This window comes from Georgenia phoenicis (genome assembly GCF_047302425.1).
In the GTDB taxonomy this organism is placed as follows: Bacteria; Actinomycetota; Actinomycetes; order Actinomycetales; family Actinomycetaceae; genus Oceanitalea.
Genome location: NZ_CP154855.1, coordinates 3,351,748 through 3,369,058, shown reverse-complemented (window position 1 = coordinate 3,369,058; position 17,311 = coordinate 3,351,748). Strand labels below are relative to the sequence as shown.

General features: G+C 74.2%; 17 protein-coding genes and 1 pseudogene. 10 read left to right on the top strand and 8 right to left on the bottom strand.

Annotated elements, in window-relative coordinates; genetic code table 11:
• Positions 1-5: 5 nt before the first annotated feature.
• The 3 genes from AA0005_RS15910 to AA0005_RS15900 are packed head-to-tail and all read left to right on the top strand — an operon-like array spanning position 6 to position 3,775.
• A complete protein-coding gene (locus AA0005_RS15910) occupies positions 6-1,499 on the top strand; it encodes a PIG-L family deacetylase (RefSeq protein WP_413451106.1) in 1,494 nt (497 codons plus the stop codon).
• Entirely contained in the window at positions 1,496-1,993 is a 498-nt protein-coding gene (locus tag AA0005_RS15905) for a flavin reductase family protein (RefSeq protein WP_413451105.1), read from the top strand. The genes AA0005_RS15910 and AA0005_RS15905 overlap by 4 nt, the downstream gene beginning before the upstream one ends.
• 42 nt (positions 1,994-2,035) lie before the next feature.
• The gene (locus AA0005_RS15900) at positions 2,036-3,775 is read left to right on the top strand and encodes a VanW family protein (RefSeq protein WP_413451104.1); all 1,740 of its coding nucleotides are present in this window, start codon (positions 2,036-2,038) and stop codon (positions 3,773-3,775) included.
• A gap of 3 nt (positions 3,776-3,778) precedes the next feature.
• On the opposite strand, the gene AA0005_RS15895 is transcribed toward AA0005_RS15900, so the two are convergent.
• On the bottom strand, positions 3,779-4,003 hold the full coding sequence (locus tag AA0005_RS15895; protein WP_413451103.1) for a ferrous iron transport protein A: 225 nt from the start codon (positions 4,001-4,003) through the stop codon (positions 3,779-3,781).
• A gap of 243 nt (positions 4,004-4,246) precedes the next feature.
• On the opposite strand from AA0005_RS15895, the gene fdxA reads away from it, so the two are divergent.
• From fdxA to AA0005_RS15880, 3 genes are all read left to right on the top strand, one after another.
• Positions 4,247-4,564 (top strand): ferredoxin, encoded by a 318-nt coding sequence (gene fdxA / locus AA0005_RS15890; RefSeq protein ID WP_413451102.1) that lies wholly within the window; start codon positions 4,247-4,249, stop codon positions 4,562-4,564.
• A 1-nt stretch (position 4,565) separates the two neighbouring features.
• Complete coding sequence (dapC, locus tag AA0005_RS15885) at positions 4,566-5,705, top strand: succinyldiaminopimelate transaminase (RefSeq protein ID WP_413451101.1); 1,140 nt, start codon at positions 4,566-4,568, stop codon at positions 5,703-5,705.
• A gap of 197 nt (positions 5,706-5,902) precedes the next feature.
• Positions 5,903-7,195 (top strand): citrate synthase, encoded by a 1,293-nt coding sequence (locus tag AA0005_RS15880; RefSeq protein ID WP_413451100.1) that lies wholly within the window; start codon positions 5,903-5,905, stop codon positions 7,193-7,195.
• A 194-nt stretch (positions 7,196-7,389) separates the two neighbouring features.
• Here AA0005_RS15880 and AA0005_RS15875 read toward each other — a convergent pair whose 3' ends face one another.
• Both AA0005_RS15875 and dapD read right to left on the bottom strand, forming a co-directional pair.
• Positions 7,390-8,244, bottom strand: coding sequence for a hypothetical protein (locus AA0005_RS15875; protein ID WP_413451099.1), 855 nt, complete (start codon positions 8,242-8,244; stop codon positions 7,390-7,392).
• Positions 8,237-9,190 carry a 2,3,4,5-tetrahydropyridine-2,6-dicarboxylate N-succinyltransferase gene (gene dapD / locus AA0005_RS15870; protein ID WP_413451098.1) on the bottom strand — a complete coding sequence of 318 codons (954 nt, stop codon included), beginning with the start codon at positions 9,188-9,190 and terminating at the stop codon, positions 8,237-8,239. Before dapD ends, AA0005_RS15875 begins: the two co-directional genes overlap by 8 nt.
• A gap of 88 nt (positions 9,191-9,278) precedes the next feature.
• Here dapD and AA0005_RS15865 point away from each other — a divergent pair, with 88 nt between their 5' ends.
• Positions 9,279-10,196 carry an NUDIX domain-containing protein gene (locus AA0005_RS15865; protein ID WP_413451097.1) on the top strand — a complete coding sequence of 306 codons (918 nt, stop codon included), beginning with the start codon at positions 9,279-9,281 and terminating at the stop codon, positions 10,194-10,196.
• A gap of 242 nt (positions 10,197-10,438) precedes the next feature.
• Here AA0005_RS15865 and AA0005_RS15860 read toward each other — a convergent pair whose 3' ends face one another.
• Both AA0005_RS15860 and AA0005_RS15855 read right to left on the bottom strand, forming a co-directional pair.
• A complete protein-coding gene (locus AA0005_RS15860; RefSeq protein WP_413453130.1) occupies positions 10,439-10,642 on the bottom strand; it encodes a hypothetical protein in 204 nt (67 codons plus the stop codon).
• A 12-nt stretch (positions 10,643-10,654) separates the two neighbouring features.
• Positions 10,655-10,717, bottom strand: a pseudogene (locus tag AA0005_RS15855) (hypothetical protein); the annotation flags it as partial.
• Positions 10,718-10,747: 30 nt separating this feature from the next.
• Here AA0005_RS15855 and AA0005_RS15850 point away from each other — a divergent pair.
• Positions 10,748-11,092, top strand: a complete 345-nt coding sequence (locus tag AA0005_RS15850; RefSeq protein ID WP_413453129.1) for a hypothetical protein — start codon at positions 10,748-10,750, stop codon at positions 11,090-11,092.
• 273 nt (positions 11,093-11,365) lie between these two features.
• On the opposite strand, the gene AA0005_RS15845 is transcribed toward AA0005_RS15850, so the two are convergent.
• Complete coding sequence (locus AA0005_RS15845; RefSeq protein WP_413451096.1) at positions 11,366-13,177, bottom strand: acetyl/propionyl/methylcrotonyl-CoA carboxylase subunit alpha; 1,812 nt, start codon at positions 13,175-13,177, stop codon at positions 11,366-11,368.
• Between the two features lie 370 nt (positions 13,178-13,547).
• Here AA0005_RS15845 and AA0005_RS15840 point away from each other — a divergent pair, with 370 nt between their 5' ends.
• On the top strand, positions 13,548-13,910 hold the full coding sequence (locus AA0005_RS15840) for a hypothetical protein (protein WP_413451095.1): 363 nt from the start codon (positions 13,548-13,550) through the stop codon (positions 13,908-13,910).
• Here AA0005_RS15840 and AA0005_RS15835 read toward each other — a convergent pair.
• The gene (locus AA0005_RS15835) at positions 13,888-14,496 is read right to left on the bottom strand and encodes a Maf family protein (protein WP_413451094.1); all 609 of its coding nucleotides are present in this window, start codon (positions 14,494-14,496) and stop codon (positions 13,888-13,890) included. The two genes, AA0005_RS15840 and AA0005_RS15835, sit on opposite strands and share 23 nt — an antisense overlap.
• 242 nt (positions 14,497-14,738) lie before the next feature.
• On the opposite strand from AA0005_RS15835, the gene AA0005_RS15830 reads away from it, so the two are divergent.
• Positions 14,739-15,419, top strand: coding sequence for a thioredoxin domain-containing protein (locus tag AA0005_RS15830; RefSeq protein ID WP_413451093.1), 681 nt, complete (start codon positions 14,739-14,741; stop codon positions 15,417-15,419).
• On the opposite strand, the gene AA0005_RS15825 is transcribed toward AA0005_RS15830, so the two are convergent.
• Positions 15,420-17,135: a DUF885 domain-containing protein gene (locus AA0005_RS15825; RefSeq protein WP_413451092.1), complete on the bottom strand. Its 1,716-nt coding sequence runs from the start codon at positions 17,133-17,135 to the stop codon at positions 15,420-15,422. It abuts the gene before it with no gap.
• Between the last annotated feature and the right edge of the window lie 176 nt (positions 17,136-17,311).

The following is a 17,311-nucleotide window of genomic DNA, read 5'->3' as shown; positions in this document are numbered from 1 at the left end:
GGGTGATGACGACGCGACCTGAGCAGCGGCTCCTCGCCGTCTTCGCCCACCCCGACGACGAGACGATCGGCGCGGGCGGCCTCCTCGCGCTGGCCGTCCGCGCCGGTGTCGACGTCTCCGTCGTCACCTGCACGCGCGGCGAGCGCGGGGAGGTCATCCCGCCCGAGCTCGCCGACCTCGCCCAGGACGCCGAGCAGCTTGCCCGCCGCCGCGAGGTCGAGCTGTCCGCGGCCCTCGCCGAGCTCGGCGCCCACCGCCACCTCTTCCTCGACCAGGTCCCGGCCCTCGAGGGACAGCGCCCGGCCCGCTTCCGCGACTCCGGCATGCGCTGGGTCCGCCCCGGCCTCGCCGGCCCCGCGGAGGACGCCGGGGAGGACGCCTTCACGGCGGTCGACGTCGACGTCGCCGCCGGGCTGCTCGCCGTCGTCATCCGTCACGTGCGCCCGACGGTGCTGCTCACCGAGGAGCCGGGCGGCGGCTACGGGCACCCCGACCACGTCCACGCGCACCGGGTCGCCAGCCGCGCCGTCGAGATCGCCGCCGACGACGCCGAGCCGCTCGCCGGCCTGGCCCCGTGGCAGGTGCCGACCGTCCTGTGGGTCGCCCAGGAGGAGTCGCACCTGCGGGCGGCGCTCACCGAGCTGGCCGACACTCTGCGGCACCACGAGCCCCGCCGCGCCCCGGACGGCACCGTCCTCACCGTCCCGGACGCGGGCGCGGAGCTGCCCTCCCTCGCGGTCCCGGGCGCGGAGGTCAGCGCCTCCTTCGACGTCCGGCCCGTCGCCGGGCAGGTCATCGCCGCGCTGCGCCACCACCGCACCCAGGTCCAGGCCGTCGCCCCCATCGACGGGCGCCGGCTCGTCGGGCACCTCGCGATGAGCAACGCCGCGCTCGTCCCGCTCCTCGACCGCGTGTACCTGCGTCCCGCCCCCGGGTCCGACGCCACCGCCATCGCCGCCGCGCTCGCGAACGACGACGGCGCCACCCCCGCCCCGTCACCGGCCCCCGTGGCCCCCACCCCGGTCCTCGCCGCCCAGCCCCCCGAGCAGGGCGAGGGCACCGGCCCGGCGGCCGTCCCCGCCCCGCCCGCTACCGCGCAGCCCGCGCGCCGCGGCGTCCTCGCCCGGCTCGTCACGAGCGGCGGCACGACTGGCGTGCTCGTCTCCCTCCTCGCCGGCCTCGTCATGGGCGCGCTCGGGACGGTCGTCCACCGCTTCACCGTGCAGGACCTGCCCGCGGGCATCGTCCTCGGGCTGGTCGGTGTGCTCGCCGCCGCCGTCGCCGCACGGGCGATCGCGGGCGGCGCGGGGCTGCTGCTCACCGCGCTCGCCGTCGTCGCCGTCACCCAGGCGATGGCCTTCCTCCGCCCCGGCGGGGACGTGCTCGTGACCGACGAGGCCATCGGCTACGTCTGGCTCTTCGGGGCACCGCTCGCCTGCGTCGCGGCCGCGCTGCTGCCGGCCCGCTGGTTCGCCGACAAGCCCCGGGAGCGGCCGTGAACGAGGAGCTCGTCGAGCGCTACCGCGCCACCATGCAGCGCCTCGCCGGGGGCGTCGCCGCCGTCTCCGTCCGCCACGGCGCCACCGACCTGGCGATGACGGCCACCGCCCTCACCTCGGTGTCGCTGCGCCCGCCCATGCTGCTCTTCTGCGTCCACACCGACGCGCGCCTGCGCGAGGCCCTCGAGGACGTCGACACGTGGGCGGTGAGCATCCTCGACGCCCACGCCAAGGTCGCCGCCGAGCGCCTGGCCAGCCCCGGCCGGCCCGCCATCGGCCAGCTCGTCGGCGTCGACCACAGCCGCGGGCCGATCAGCGGCGCCGCGCTCGTCGACCAGGCCCAGGGCTGGCTCGAGTGCCGCACGCACTGGATCCGCACCGCCGGGGACCACGACGTCGTCGTCGGCGAGGTCCTCGACGCCACGCTCGGCCGCACCGCCACCGGTGCCCTCGTCCACTACCTCGGGCGGCTGCGGCCGCTCGGGGACGCCTGACCTGCGCGTCGTATCCTGACGCGAGCCCGGAGGGAAACACCTATGGGAACGGACACGTCGACCGACGAGTCACCGCTTGTCGACTTCGACGAGGAGCCGCGACGCCGTCGCCGCGGCTGGATCGTCGCCGTCGTCGTCATCCTCGTGCTGCTCGGCGCCTACGCGGGCGCGGCCTGGTACCTGGGCGACCGGGTGCCGCGTGGCGCGACGGTCGCCGGCGTCGACATCGGCGGCCTCACGGCACCCGAGGCGACCGAGCGGCTCACCGAGGCGCTCGCGGACACCGCGACGCAGCCGGTGCCCGTGGCGCTGGCGGACAACGAGACGACCCTCGACCCGCAGGCCGCGGGCCTCGAGCTGGACGCCGCCGCGACCGTCGACGAGCTCACCGGCCTGTCCTTCGACCCGCGCATCCTCGTCGCCCACGTCTTCGGCGCCGGTGAGCAGGACCCGGTCACCCGCGTGGACGAGGAGGCGCTGAGCGCGGAGATCGAGCGGGTCGCCGAGACCCTCGACGTCGCCCCCGTCGACGGCGCGATCGCGCTCACCGACGGCCAGGCGCAGCCCACCGAGCCGGTCGCCGGCACCGCCCTCGACGTCGAGGCGGCCACCGAGGTCGTGCGCGAGACCTGGCTCACCGGTGAGCGGCCGCTGCCGCTGCCGGGCGAGGAGGTCCCCCCGCACGTCAGCGCCGAGGCCGTCCAGACGGCGATGACGCAGATCGCCGGCCCGCTCACCCGCTCGCCGGTCGCCGTCGAGATCGACGGGCGGCTCATCGAGCTCACCCCCGCGCACCTCACCTCCGTCGCCACCCTCGAGCCGACCGACGACGGCGCCCTCACCCTCCAGCTCGACGGCGAGGCGCTCGTCGATCTCGTCCTCGAGCTCGACCCCGAGGTGAGCACCGCCGCCCGGGACGCGAGCATCGTCCTCCAGGACGGCCGGCCCACGATCGTGCCCGGGGCCACCGGCATGGACGTCGACGCGGCCGGCCTCGTCGACGCCGTCGCCGCGGCCGCCGTCTCGAGCTCCGACCGCACCGCCCGGGCGACCCTCGTCGAGGTCGAGCCGGAGTTCACGGTCGCGGACGCGGAGGCGCTCGGCGTCGTCGAGGTCGTCTCGGAGTTCTCCACGCCCTTCCACAACGACCCCCAGCGCACCCGCAACCTCGTCGTGGGCGCCGAGAAGATCTCCAACACGCTCATCAAGCCGGGGGAGACCTTCAGCCTCATCGAGGCGCTCGGGCCGATCACCCGCGAGCAGGGCTTCGTGTCCTCCGGCGTCGTCGTCGACGGCCTGGAGACCAGCGGCATGGGCGGTGGCCTGTCCCAGGTGTCGACCACGGTCTTCAACGCCGCGTACTTCGCCGGGATGCAGCTGGACGAGTTCCAGACCCACTCCCACCACTACCCGCGGTACCCCGAGGGGCGCGAGGCCACGGTCTACACCCCGAGCGTCGACCTCAAGTGGACGAACACGACGCCCTACGGCGCGCTCGTCCAGGCCTGGGTCGCCGGCGGGGAGTTCCACGTGCGGCTGTGGGGCACCAAGCACTTCGACGTCACCACCCACACGAGCGAGCGCTACAACTTCACCCAGCCCTCGACGGTGTACAACTCCGCACCCGGCTGCGTGCCGCACAACTCGCCCGAGCCCGGCTTCACCGTCACGGTGACCCGCACCGTGTCGCACCAGGGCCAGGAGGTCGACCGCGAGTCGTGGACCACGCGGTACATCCCGTGGGACCGCGTCGTGTGCGGCTCGGCACCGAGCGGGGACTGAGCGTCACTCGCCCCGGCGCCCGCGCGGCGCCGGGGGCGGGGGCACCGGCTTGCCGATGACGGCGTCGGCCACCGCCACCCGCACCGGCCCGCGCCGCGTGTGGACGACGGCGGCGGTGTCGTCGGCCTCGACGAGGTCACCGAGGGCGTCGGAGAACCCGCCCTCGGGCCGCCGGTAGCGGATCACCACGCGCGTGCCCACCGGCCAGTCCGCCCACAGAGGTTCCACCCGCCCATTGTCCCCCGCGCGTCCAGCGCGGCGGGCGCCCGCTCCTCTCCGCGACCATGCGCCCCTTGAGTCCACTGCGGTCGGTAGACCGGGCGCACAGTGGACCGGAGGGAGCACACTGCGGGGGAGGGGCTGCCCCGGCCGCCCACCCACCGGGCGGGGCGCACTGCGGGGCGGGCCGGATGAGGGATACTGGACGGGCACCGACAGGCGGCGGAGCGACGCCGCAGAGGGAGGGAACCCGTGACCTACGTCATCGCGCAGCCCTGCGTGGACGTCAAGGACCTGGCATGCGTCGACGAGTGCCCCGTGGACTGCATCTACGAGGGCAAGCGGATGCTGTACATCCACCCCGACGAGTGCGTCGACTGTGGCGCCTGCGAACCGGTCTGCCCGGTCGAGGCGATCTACTACGAGGACGACACCCCCGAGCAGTGGTCGGCCTTCTACGAGGCCAACGTCAACTTCTTCGACGACATCGGCTCGCCCGGTGGCGCGGCCAAGATGGGGCAGATCGACAAGGACCACCCGCTGGTGGCCGCCCTCCCGCCGCAGGCCTGAGGTGGCGCTGTTCGGCGACGCGCTGCCGAGCTTCCCCTGGGACAGCCTCGCGGGCGCCCGGGACCGCGCACGCGCGCACCCGGGCGGGATCGTCGACCTCTCGGTCGGCACCCCCGTCGACCCGACGCCGCAGGTGGTCCAGGCCGCGCTCGTCGCCGCGGCCGACTCACCCGGCTACCCGACGACGCAGGGCACCGACCGCCTGCGTGAGTCGGTGGCCGGCTGGTTCGCCCGCCGCCGGGGCGTGCCCGGGCTGAGCCCCGAGCAGGTGCTGCCGACCATCGGCTCCAAGGAGCTCGTGGCCCTGCTGCCCGCGATGCTCGGGCTGGGAGCCGGGGACGTCGTCGTCCACCCGCAGATCGCCTACCCGACCTACGACGTCGGGGCGCGCCTGGCGGGTGCCGAGCCCTTCCCCGCCGACGCGACCACCGCCGTCGGGCCCGGTCCGGTGCGGCTCGTGTGGCTCAACTCCCCGTCCAACCCGACCGGGCGTGTCCTCGGTGTCGAGCACCTGCGCAAGGTCGTCGAGTGGGCGCGTGCGCGCGGCGCCGTCGTCGCGAGCGACGAGTGCTACGCGGAGCTCGGCTGGGCCGAGCCGTGGGCCACCGAGGGTGTGCCGAGCCTGCTCGACCCGCGCGTGTGCGGCGGCAGCCACGAGGGGCTGCTCGTCCTGTACTCGGCGAGCAAGCAGTCCAACCTCGCCGGCTACCGCGCGGCGTTCGCCGCGGGTGACCCGGCGCTCGTGGGCCGCCTCCTCGAGCTGCGCAAGCACGCCGGGATGATGATGCCCGCGCCCGTCCAGGCGGCGCTCGCCGCGGCCATGGACGACGACGAGCACGTCGCCGTCCAGCGCGAGCGCTACCGGGCCCGGCGCGAGGTGCTCCTCGCCGCCTGCGCGGCCGCCGGGCTGGTCGTCGCCCCCGAGAGCGAGGCGGGCCTGTACCTGTGGGCCACGACGGCGGAGGAGGCGGACTGCCGCACGATCGTCGCTGCCCTGGCCGAGCGCGGCATCCTCGTCGCGCCCGGTGAGTTCTACGGGCCGGCCGGCGCGCGGCACGTGCGCATCGCGCTCACCGCGAGCGACGAGCGCATCGCCGCGGCCGCCGAGCGGCTGGCCGCCGGGCCGCTGCTGCCGGCCTGACCGGACGTGGCGCGCGTCACGCCGTGACGGACATGTCCGGCGCCGACCCGGGGCGGGACCACCGCGTGGCATGGCTTACCCTTCATGGAGGAACCACCCAACACGACCGTGCGGACCGATGAGGCCTCCGCCTCCGACGGTGCGGACGGTGCCGGCGCCACGAGCAGCCGGCGTACCGATCCTTGAGGAGGCAGTACATGTCCGAGGCCACTCCCACCCCGGCAACGTTCGAGGTCGACGGAACGCGACTGGAGTTCGACCGGGTGCCGGCGGCCGAGGGCAACGACGGGGTGAAGATCTCCTCGCTGCTCAAGGAGACCGGCCTGGTCACCCTGGACCCCGGCTTCATGAACACGGCGTCGACGACGTCCGCGATCACCTACATCGACGGCGACGCCGGCATCCTGCGCTACCGCGGCTACCCGATCGACCAGCTCGCGAAGAGCTCCTCCTTCCTCGAGGTCGCCTACCTCCTCATCAAGGGCGAGCTGCCCACCGAGTCGGAGCTCGAGGCCTTCACCTCGCGCATCCACAAGCACCGGCTGCTCCACGAGGACTTCAAGGCCTTCTTCACGGCCTTCCCCGCCAACGGGCACCCGATGGCGATCCTCCAGTCCGGGGTCTCCGCGCTGGCCACGTACTACCAGCACACCCTCGACCCGCGCGACGAGGAGCAGGTCGAGCTCGCCACCGTGCTGCTCATGGCCAAGGTGCCGACGATGATCGCCTACATCGCCAAGCGTGGCCTCGGCCTGCCGCTGCTCTACCCGGACGCCTCGAAGTCCTACGTCGAGGACTTCTACCGGATGACCTTCCACCTGCCCTACCAGGACCACGAGGTCGACCCGGCGCTCACCAAGGCCCTCGACATGCTCCTCATCCTCCACGCCGACCACGAGCAGAACTGCTCGACGTCGACCGTGCGCATGGTGGGCTCCTCGAACGCCAACATCTACTCCTCGGTCTCCGCGGGCGTCGGCGCCCTGTCCGGCCCGCTGCACGGTGGTGCGAACGAGGCGGTCCTCGAGATGCTCACCGGCATCCAGGCCTCCGGCGGCGACGCCTCCGACTTCATGACCAAGGTGAAGAACAAGGAGGACGGCGTCCGCCTCATGGGCTTCGGCCACCGGGTCTACAAGAACTACGACCCGCGCGCCGCGATCGTCAAGGACGCCGCCCACGAGGTGCTCGGCAAGCTCGGCAAGTCCGACGAGCTGCTCGACATCGCCATGGGTCTGGAGGAGATCGCCCTCAACGACGACTACTTCATCGAGCGCAAGCTCTACCCGAACGTCGACTTCTACACCGGCCTCATCTACAAGGCCATGGGCTTCCCCACGCAGATGTTCACCCCGCTGTTCGCGCTGGGCCGCCTGCCCGGGTGGATCGCCCAGTACCGCGAGATGATCGCCGACCCGACGACGAAGATCGGCCGCCCGCGCCAGGTGTACACCGGCGAGACCGAGCGGGACTACCCCGCCGGCCGCTGAGTTTCGCCGCCGCCCCGGCGGCCCGCACCCCTTCACTGGGGCGGGCCGCCGGGGCGTTCGCGTGCCTGGGGCAGGGGGCGGCCTTCAGAATCCCGCCACAAGCGCCAGCGGAGGCCGGCTCAGGACGCCCTCCGCCCGGCGTGTCGCCGGCGTGTCGCGTGTCGGGGGCGGCGCTTGTGGCGGGATCCGAAAGGTCAGGAGATGCGAACGGTGCCAGCCGGCAGCGCGGAACCCTCCGTCGGGCGCCACTGCGCCTCGTTGCCCTCGGCGCGCTGCCACACCTGGTCTGCCACCGCGACGCTGCCGGCCCCGGTGTCGACCGCCGTCGCGACCGCCCAGTGCGCCACCGCCCACGCCGGCCGCGTCGCGTCGTCGCCGGGGAGGGCGCCGGCCTCGACGACGACGGCGCCGTCCTGCGCCGTCGTCGTGATCCCGAAGTCCTGCTCGAGCCGGGCGGTGACGGCGGTGGCCGGGTCTGCGCCGTCGTCGGGCTCGGGCAGGTGGCAGGTGAGGGAGGCGGGGGAGTGGCCGGTGAGCGCGGAGGCGAAGGCGCGGCCCTCGGGCTCGTGGTCGGCGTAGGCCTCGGGGAAGCCGGAGCGCTGGACGGTCTGGGCGGCCTCGGTCACCGGCAGCTCGGTGTACCCGGGCACCTGGACGAGGCCGTCGAGGAAGGCGTTGGTGGCGTAGACCGGGTCGGTCACCTGCTCGGCCGTGCCCCAGCCCTGCGAGGGGCGCTGCTGGAACAGGCCGAGGGAGTCGCGGTCGCCGTAGTCGATGTTCCGCAGCTTCGACTCCTGCACCGCCGTGGCGAGCGCGATCGTCGCGGCGCGCGCGGGCAGCTCCCGCCGCACGGTGACGGCGGTGATGAGGGCCGCGTTGTCGGCCTGGTCCGCGTCCAGGACGTGGCGCGTGCCGCCGTCGAGTACGACGGCGCAGGTCTCGCTGATGCGGTCCGGCACCAGCCGCGTGAGGAGGAACGCGACGGCGGCGACGGCGACGGCGGCGAGCGCGAGGACCGCGACCGTGCCGCGCAGCAGCCCGCTACGCATGGAGGGCGTCGTTGAGCGTGATCCCCGTCCCCGCCCGGCTCAGCGCCTCGACCGTGCCGGTGACCGAGTTGCGCCGCAGGAGCAGGTGGGAGCGGCCCGAGAGCTCCCGCGCGGCGACGACGGTGGGAGTGGCCGCGGAGTCCCCGGGCGCGGACACGACGGTCACCTTGGTGCCGGCGGTGACGTAGAGGCCGGCCTCGACGACGCAGTCGTCGCCCAGGGAGATGCCGATGCCGCTGTTGGCGCCCAGCAGGCAGCGCTGGCCGATCGTGATGCGCTCCTGGCCGCCGCCCGAGAGCGTGCCCATGATCGAGGCGCCTCCGCCGACGTCCGTGCCGTCCCCGACGACGACGCCCTGGGAGATGCGGCCCTCGACCATCGAGCGGCCCAGCGTGCCGGCGTTGAAGTTGACGAAGCCCTCGTGCATGACGGTGGTGCCGGGCGCGAGGTGGGCGCCGAGCCGGACGCGGGAGGCGTCGGCGATCCGCACGCCGCTGGGGACGACGTAGTCGGTCATCCGGGGGAACTTGTCGACGCCGTGGACGGCGAGGTGGCCGTCGCGGGCCCGCAGGCGGACCCGTGTCTGGTCGAAGCCCTCGACGGCGCACGGCCCGGCCGAGGTCCACACGACGTTGGGCAGCACGCCGAAGATGCCCTCGACGTTGACCGAGCCCGGCGTGAGGACGCGGTGGGACAGGAGGTGGAGGCGCAGGTAGGCGTCAATCGTGCTCGTGGGCGCGGCGTCCAGGTCGATCTCCGCCGTGACCACCCGGGAGTGGACGCCCCGGGCCTCGTCGCGGCGCTCGGCGACCGGCAGCGCGGTGGTGGCCGTGGAGGCGGTGCCCTCCGCGCCGTCGACCGTGGGGTCGGGGTACCAGACGTCGAGGACCGTCCCCTCCTCGGTCACCGTGGCCAGACCAGTACCGCGTGCAAGACGTGCCGACATGGGCCACAGCCTACGAGGGCGCGCGGCCCCGCCCGTACCGCGTCCGTGTGCACCGGCTCACGGGCGTCCGCTGTGCGAGGGTGGGACGGTGGCAGACTCGACGCCGGACCCGCGCCCACCGCACCGGCCAGGTGACGGGTGGGTCGAGTGCCGCTGCGGGTACCGGCACTGGGGCCGTCACGGTGCCGCCGGACTGCTGCTGTGGCGGGCGGACACGCACCCGTCCCACGACCCGCACGACTACGCCGTCGTCCTCCAGCACCGAGCGCTGTGGAGCCACCACGGCGGTACGTGGGGGCTGCCCGGCGGGGCGGTCGACCCGGGCGAGACGGACGTCCAGGGCGCGCTGCGCGAGGCGCGGGAGGAGGCCGCCGTGCCGCCGTCGGGCGTGGCCGTGCGGGCGAGCCACCGCCTCGCGCACCCCGACTGGGCCTACACGACCGTCGTCGCCGAGGCGGTGGAGGACATCGAGCCGCGGGTGAGCGACCCGGAGAGCATCGGGGTCGCGTGGGTCGACGGCGCGGCGGTCCGGGACCGGCAGCTGCTGCCGGCCTTCGCCGACGCGCTCCCCGCGCTGCGCGAGCTGCTCGGGCGTCGGCTCGTGCTCGTCGTCGACGGCGCCAACACGATGGGCTCGCGGCCTGACGGCTGGTGGCGCGACCGCGCCGGTGCCATCGCGCGGCTGCGCGACGAGCTGGCCGTCCTCGCTGCGGCGGGGCTGCCCGCGGAGAAGCTCGGGCTGCCCGGGCACGCGTGGTACCCGCACGTCGTCCTCGTCGCGGAGGGGAGGGGGCGCGGTGCCGCGTCGGTCCCCGCCGTCGACGGCGTGGGCCGGGTCGACGTCGTCGACGCACCCGGCGAGGGGGACGAGGCGATCGCCGCCCAGGCGGAGCGGTACGTGCGGGAGGGGGCGGACGTCGTCGTCGTGACGGCGGACCGCGAGCTGCGCGCCCGTGTCGAGGCGAGCGGCGCCCGGGTGGCGGGTCCCTCACTCGTGCTGGGCTAGCTTTCGCGTGAGCAGTCAAGGGTGACGCCGGGCGCGGGGTATCGGCCGAGCGCGTCGACGAGGACCTCGGCTTGGTTCGCGACGAAGCGGGATGAGTGAGTCCGGCCCGGGGGGCCGCCGAAGTCGGCAGGCTGATCAGGCGCCGTGGATCGGCAGGCTTTCGTGTGCGCCGTAGGGGGCGGCCCAGCGCGGACGGGCGGCAAGCTAGGTTGCGCCGTCGAGCGGCATAGCTAACGTGGCCGTCACCGTCCGCGGCTGAGCCTTCCTCGACGATACGCCTCTTCATCGAAGGGTTGTTGGGTCACGAGCATGCGGTAGATCAGGCGGCAAGCGTTGCGCGCCAGCGCCACGCGGGCCTGGATTGGCGCCATGCCCCGCGCGCGCAACTCAGCGTCACGCTCAGCGAAGGATGGCGAGTACAGCGACAAGCCCCAGGCGATGCCCATCAGTGCGTCGCGGTGTTCGGCCAAGCCTTGGCGGGAGATTCGCCCGCGGCGCCGGATGGTCGCTGATTCGTACATCGCCGGCGCGAGCCCGGTGGCGGAGTACAGGTGCTCGGCGTCGGGAAAGCGGGCGATCGGCAGGCTGTGCGCGGCAAACGGACCTACCGTGCCCCAGCCGGGGCGGACAGCCCCGGGCAAAGCGCGTTGAGCTGGTCGTGGAGTCGCTGCTGGGCCTTCTTCACGGTCCTGCTGGCTCGCACCGATGGCCAGGTGCTGACCAGCCTGCCGGGAGTTGCCGTCAATCGGGCCGGCGGTGGCGGGAGGCAGTCACGCCACCTGCTGACCCAGTACTCGGCCGTCGCCTTGGTCAACTTGCCCGGCGACCTGGCAATCAGCGACCGCGTGGACGGTGCCCGTCCGGCGAAGGCGACCGCGCAGGCCAGCACGGCCTGACCGGTCGACGTCCCGCGGCTACGTCGACCAGCAGCCGGCGGAAACGCGGCGCGGTCCGGAATCGCGGCGTTGGAGAGGATGCTGGCGGCTCACGCTGGCGAGCGGGTCCGGCAGTCAGAGGAAGCGGTGGTCGAGGAGTTGCGTGCTGCGGTGCGGCATCGGCGACGACCACCGTCGCCGGGTCCAGAGCAACCTCCAACATGCCCATGAGCTGCCTCCTTCGCGAGCCGGACCCAACCAGAGTCCTCTCAGCTACAGCTCATGACCTATCAGCTACTCCTCGATGTCGCAGATGACGGTGCCGGCCGAGACGTTCGCACCGACGGCCGCCTGCAGGCCGCGCACGGTGCCCGAGCGGTGCGCGACGAGCGGCTGCTCCATCTTCATCGCCTCGAGGACGACGACGAGCTCGCCCGCCTCGACCGTGGCGCCGTCCTCGACGGCGACCTTGACGATCGTGCCCTGCATGGGCGAGGTGAGGGAGCCGTTGCTCGACGCGGAGGCGGTGCGGCCGCCGCTGCGGCGGGCGGGGCGGCGCACGCCGCGTCCCCCGCGGCCGGCACCGATGCCCAGCCCGGCGGGCAGCACGACCTCGAGACGCTTGCCGCCGACCTCGACGACGACCCGCTCGGTGGCGTCGTCCGCGGTGTCCGGGGTGACGGCGGTGGGCGCCTCGGGGGCGGTGAGCTGGGTGAGGCGCTCGGCGTAGTCGGTCTCGATCCACGTCGTGTGGACGGTGAAGGAGGAGGCGTCCGCGGCGGCGAACTCCGGCGCGTCCAGGACGGCGCGGGCGAAGGGCAGCACCGTGGGGATGCCGGTGATCTCGAGCTCGCGCAGGGCCCGGCGGGCGCGCTGCAGGGCCTGCTGCCGGTCGGCGCCGGTGACGATGAGCTTGGCGAGCATGGAGTCGAAGGCCCCGGAGACGGTGTCCCCGGCGGAGACACCGGTGTCGACGCGCACGCCCGGCCCGCCGGGCCAGGTGAGCGAGGCGATGGTGCCGGGGGAGGGGAGGAAGCCGGCGGCCGGGTTCTCGCCGTTGATGCGGAACTCGATGCTGTGGCCGCGGGTGGGCACCTCGGTGTAGCCGAGCGGCTCACCGGCCGCGACACGCAGCTGCTCACGGACGAGGTCGATGCCGGTGACCTCCTCGGTCACCGGGTGCTCGACCTGCAGCCGGGTGTTGACCTCGAGGAAGGAGACGGTGCCGTCGGCGCCGATGAGGAACTCGCAGGTCCCGGCGCCCACGTAGCCCGCCTCGCGCATGATCGCGGTCGACGCCTCGCGCAGGAGCGCGTCCTGCTCGGCGGTGAGGAAGGGCGCGGGAGCCTCCTCGACGAGCTTCTGGTGGCGCCGCTGCAGGGAGCAGTCGCGGGTGGAGACGACGACGACGGTGCCGTGCTCGTCGGCCAGGCACTGGGTCTCGACGTGGCGGGGACGGTCGAGGAAACGCTCGACGAAGCACTCGCCGCGGCCGAAGGCGGCCTTGGCCTCGCGCACGGCCGAGTCGAAGAGCTCGGGGATCTCCTCGCGGGTGCGGGCGACCTTGAGGCCGCGCCCGCCTCCGCCGTGGGCGGCCTTGATGGCGACCGGCAGGCCGTGCTCGTCGGCGAAGGCGAGGACCTCGTCGGCGGAGTCGACGGGGTCGGGGGTGCCGGCGACGAGCGGGGCGCCGGCGGCGCTGGCGATGTGCCGGGCACTGACCTTGTCGCCCAGTGCGCGGATCGCGGCGGGCGGCGGGCCGATCCAGGTGAGGCCGGCGTCGATGACCTGCTGGGCGAACTCGGCGTTCTCGGAGAGGAAGCCGTAGCCGGGGTGGACGGCGTCGGCGCCGCTGCGGCGGGCGACGTCGAGAAGCTTGCCGGCGTCGAGGTAGGTCTCGGCGGCGCGGGAGCCGCCGAGGCCGAAGGCCTCGTCGCTCAGGCGGACGTGGAGGGCGTCGCGGTCGGAGTCCGCGTAGACGGCCACGGTGGCGATCCCGGCGTCCATGCAGGCGCGCGCGACCCGCACGGCGATCTCGCCCCGGTTGGCGATGAGCACCTTCGTCAACGGGCGCCGGGTGGGCGACGCTCCAGAGGTGCTCGTCATGAATGCTCCGATCTGCTCGCCAGTGCCCCGGGACCAGCGCCCGGACCGACCCACGGTAGCCGCCCGGCGGCGCGCGTCCTACTCAGCCCCCGCCGCGCCGGGCAAGTCTGTCGCCACGCACCAGTCGCCCGACGGCCAGTTGTGCCGACCCTACAAGTGCCGGCCGACGACGCCCCGCCCTGTCCAAGCAAGGTTGTCGCGCCCGCACAGCCCCTCGCCGTCCCGCCGACAGCACACTTACCGCCGACAGTGCAGTTGCCGCCGACAGCACAGTTATCGCCGAGAGCTGGATTCCCCGCGACAGGGCGCAGCCGCGAGCAGCAGCCGAGTAGGGTCGGCGGCACATCCGGCGTGGCGTGGGAGGGCGGACGTGAGCGACCTGCAGTGCCCGGCGACGGTCGTCGTGCTCGGCCCGGACGCCGACGGCGAGGTGCTGAGAGCCGCGCGGCCGGCCGCCGTCTACACCACGCCCGGCGCCCGCGCTGCCGCGAGCAGGCTTGCCGGCTCCCTCGACGTCACGCTGCACGAGCTCGACGGCGAACTCGCCTCCCGGGCGGCGCTCGTCGGGGTCCTCGACGACCTGTCCGACGAGTACCGCGGCGAGTGCGTCGCCGTCGTCGTCACGTCGCTCACCGACCTCCTGCCGCCCGACGAGGAGGCGCCCGCCGTCGTCGTCGAGGTCGACGCGGACGGTCAGCGGTGGTCGCCGCTCAGCGGTTCCACAGCTCGGTGACGGAGACGCCGAGCTCACCGAGGAGGCTGCGCAGGAGCGGCAGGCTGATGCCGACGACGCCATGGTGGTCGCCCTCGATGCGGGTGACGAAGGGGCCGCCGAGCCCGTCGACGGTGAAGGCGCCGGCGACGGCGAGCGGCTCGCCCGTCGCGACGTAGGCCTCGATCTCGGCGTCGTTGAGCTCGGCGAAGTGGACGGTCGTCGAGGAGACGGCGCCAACCTCGGGGGCGGGCGTGGAGCGGGTGTCGACGATCCAGTGGCCGGTGTGAAGCACGCCCGAGCGGCCCCGCATTCGCCGCCACCGCGCGACCGCCTCGGCGGCGTCCGCGGGCTTGCCGTGGACCTCGCCGTCGAGCTCGAGCATGGAGTCGCAGCCGACGACGACGGCGCCCTGCTGGGCGGGCGCGACGTCGCGTGCCTTGGCGCGGGCGAGGAGAAGGACCTGGTCGGCGGGGGTGGCGTCGTCGCCGGCGGCGCGCAGGAGCGCGGGCTCGTCGACCGCGGAGACGTGGACCTCCGGGGCGAAGCCGGCGGAGCGGAGGGTGGCGAGGCGGGCGGGGGAGGCCGAGGCGAGGACGAACTTCACGGGCAGTGAGCCTACGGGAGGCCTGGCTCGACCGACCGCGGAGAATCCGGCTCTCGGCGATAAGTGTGCTGTCGGCGATAAGTGTGCTGTCGGCGATAAGTGTGCTGTCGGCGATAAGTGTGCTGTCGGCGGTAACTGTGCTGTCGGCGGTAACTGTGCTGTCGGCGGTAGGTCGGCTGACGGCGGGTGGGAAGGGCGCTTCGTCCCTGGTTCGCGCCCTGAGCGGTCGGGAGGATCGGGGTATGAGCCGCGCCGCGTGTCGTCCCCTCGTCCTCCTCGCGGCGCTGGCCGCCCTTCTTGCCGGCTGCGGCGACGACCCGGCACCGGACGACGCCACCGGCCAACGCGTACCGGCCGAGGGCACCACCGGCGCAGTGACGGTGACCGCGAGCTCCGTCGTCATCGGCGACCCGGACGCCCCCGAGCGGGTGCACGTCTACCAGGACCTCAACTGCCCCCACTGCAAGGCGCTGCACGAGGAGACGGCCGCGGACCTGGCGGCGTGGGCGCAAGGCGGGGACGTCGCCGTCGAGTTCACTGTCGTCGACTACCTCGGCCCGCGCACCGCCCACGGCTTCTCCACGCGCGGCGCCAACCTCCTCGCCCTCGTCGCGGACGTCGACCCGGAGGCGTGGCCCGCCGTCCAGCAGGCGCTCCTCGACCTGCAGCCGAGCTCGACAACGGCGGAGGTCACCGACGAGGACCTCCTCGCCGCCGCCCAGGAGGCGGGCGCCGACCTGGGCGAGGACGCGGCCGCCGCCCTCGAGGGGCTGGCCTACTCCGGGTGGGTCGAGGCGGCGACGGCGCAGGCGGCCGCCGACGGGATCAGCTACATCCCGCAGGTGTGGGTGGACGGCGAGCTCGTCGAGGGCGCCAGCCACGCGGAGACGGCCGCCCTTCTGCGGGCGGCCGTCTCCGACTGATCAGCCGCGCGTGGCCGCGTCGGGGCGGCCGATGACGGCGGAGCGCAGGACGTCCAGGCCCACCGAGCCGATGTCGAGCGCGCGCCGGTGGAAGGCCTTGAGGTCGAAGACCTCGCCGCGTGCGACGGCGTCCTCGCGGGCGGCGTCGCGGATCTGCTCCCACAACCGCTGGCCGACCTTGTAGGACGGGGCCTGCGCCGGCCAGCCGAGGTAGCGGTCGAGCTCGAAGGCGAGGAAGCCCTCGGCCATGTTGGCGTTCGCCCTGAGGAACTCCCAGGCCTTGGCGGCGTCCCAGGTGCCCCCGCCCCACTGCGCCGGGGCCGGCTTGCCGAGGTGCACGCCGATGTCGAGGACCACGCGCGCTGCCCGCAGGCGCTGCCCGTCGAGCATCCCGAGGTAGTCGGCGGGGTCGTCGAGGTAGCCGAGGTCGGCCATGAGCCGTTCGGCGTACAGCGCCCAGCCCTCCCCGTGGCCGCTGACCCAGCAGGCCAGGCGGCGCCACGTGTTGAGGAGCTCCGAGCGGTACGCCGTCTGCCCGATCTGCAGGTGATGGCCCGGGACGCCCTCGTGGTAGACCGTGGTGAGCTCGCGCCAGGTGCTGAACTCGGTGACGCCCGGCGGCACCGACCACCACATCCGGCCCGGGCGGGAGAAGTCCGCGCTGGGCCCGGTGTAGTAGATGCCGCCGTTCTGCGTCGGGGCGATGCGGCACTCGAGGCGGCGCACCGGCTCGGGGATGTCGAACTGGGTGCCGGTGAGCTCGGCGACGGCGCGGTCGGAGGTCTCCTGCATCCACGCCTGCAGCGCCTCGGTGCCGTGCAGCTGGCGGCCGGGGTCGGCGTCGAGGCGGGCCATCGCCTCGGCGGGGCTGGTCCCGGGCCCGTAGAGCCGGGCGGCGACCTCCTCCTGCTCGGCGGTGACACGGGCGAGCTCCTCCAGGCCCCACTCGTAGGTCTCGTCGAGGTCGACGACGGCGCCGAGGAAGTGGCGCGACCACAGCGAGTACCGCTCACGGCCGACGGCGTCCTGCTCACCGGCCCGAGGCGCGAGCTCCTCGCGCAGCATCTGCGCGAGCTCCCCGTAGGCGCGGCGGGCGGCGCTCGCACCCGAGGTCAGCGCCTCGGCGAGCGCGCCGTGCGGCTCTGCACCGTCGGGACGGGCGCCGTCGACGAAGGTGTCGAAGAACGAGGAGCCCGCCGCGGCGAGCTCCTCGGCCTGCGCGATGCAGGCCTCGACCTGGCGCAGTGCAGCGACCTTCCCGTCCGCGGCGGAGACCCGCAGGGACTCCTGGTACCCGGACAGGGCCTCGGGCAGCGCGGCCAGCCGGCCGGCGATGCACTCCCAGTCCTCGGCCGTGTCGGTGGCCATGAGGTCGAAGACGTCCCGCAGGTCCTGCACCGGGGAGGCGATGACGTTGAGCTCGCGGCCCAGCTCGCCCGCCATGTAGAGCTCGACCTCCAGACCGAGTCGCTCGGCCATGGCGGCCTTCGTCGTCGCGTCGACCTCGTCGACGGCGTCCGTGGCGGCGACCTGGGCGACGGCCTCCATGGCCAGCTCCGCGCGGGCCAGGTGGCCGTCGGGGGAGAGGTCGGGCAGCTCGTCGTCGTGGCCCGGGATGCCGAGGGAGGTGGCCGTCACCGGGTCGAGAGCGGCGAGACGGTCGACGTACTGCTCGGCGATGGCGTCGAGGGCGGTGCTGGCGCGGGACTCGGTCACGCGGACGAGCGTATCCAGCGGGGTTGTGCTCGGTGGGGACAACGCGCAGGGGGGAGACCCACGTCACACGCCTGCCTGTGGACGACGGCGGGAGGCGGCCGGGTCCAAAGGCCCCGGTTCTCGTCCGCTCGAGCCGCGAGGATCGTGCCAGGCCGGCCCTGCCCCGGCGCAGACAG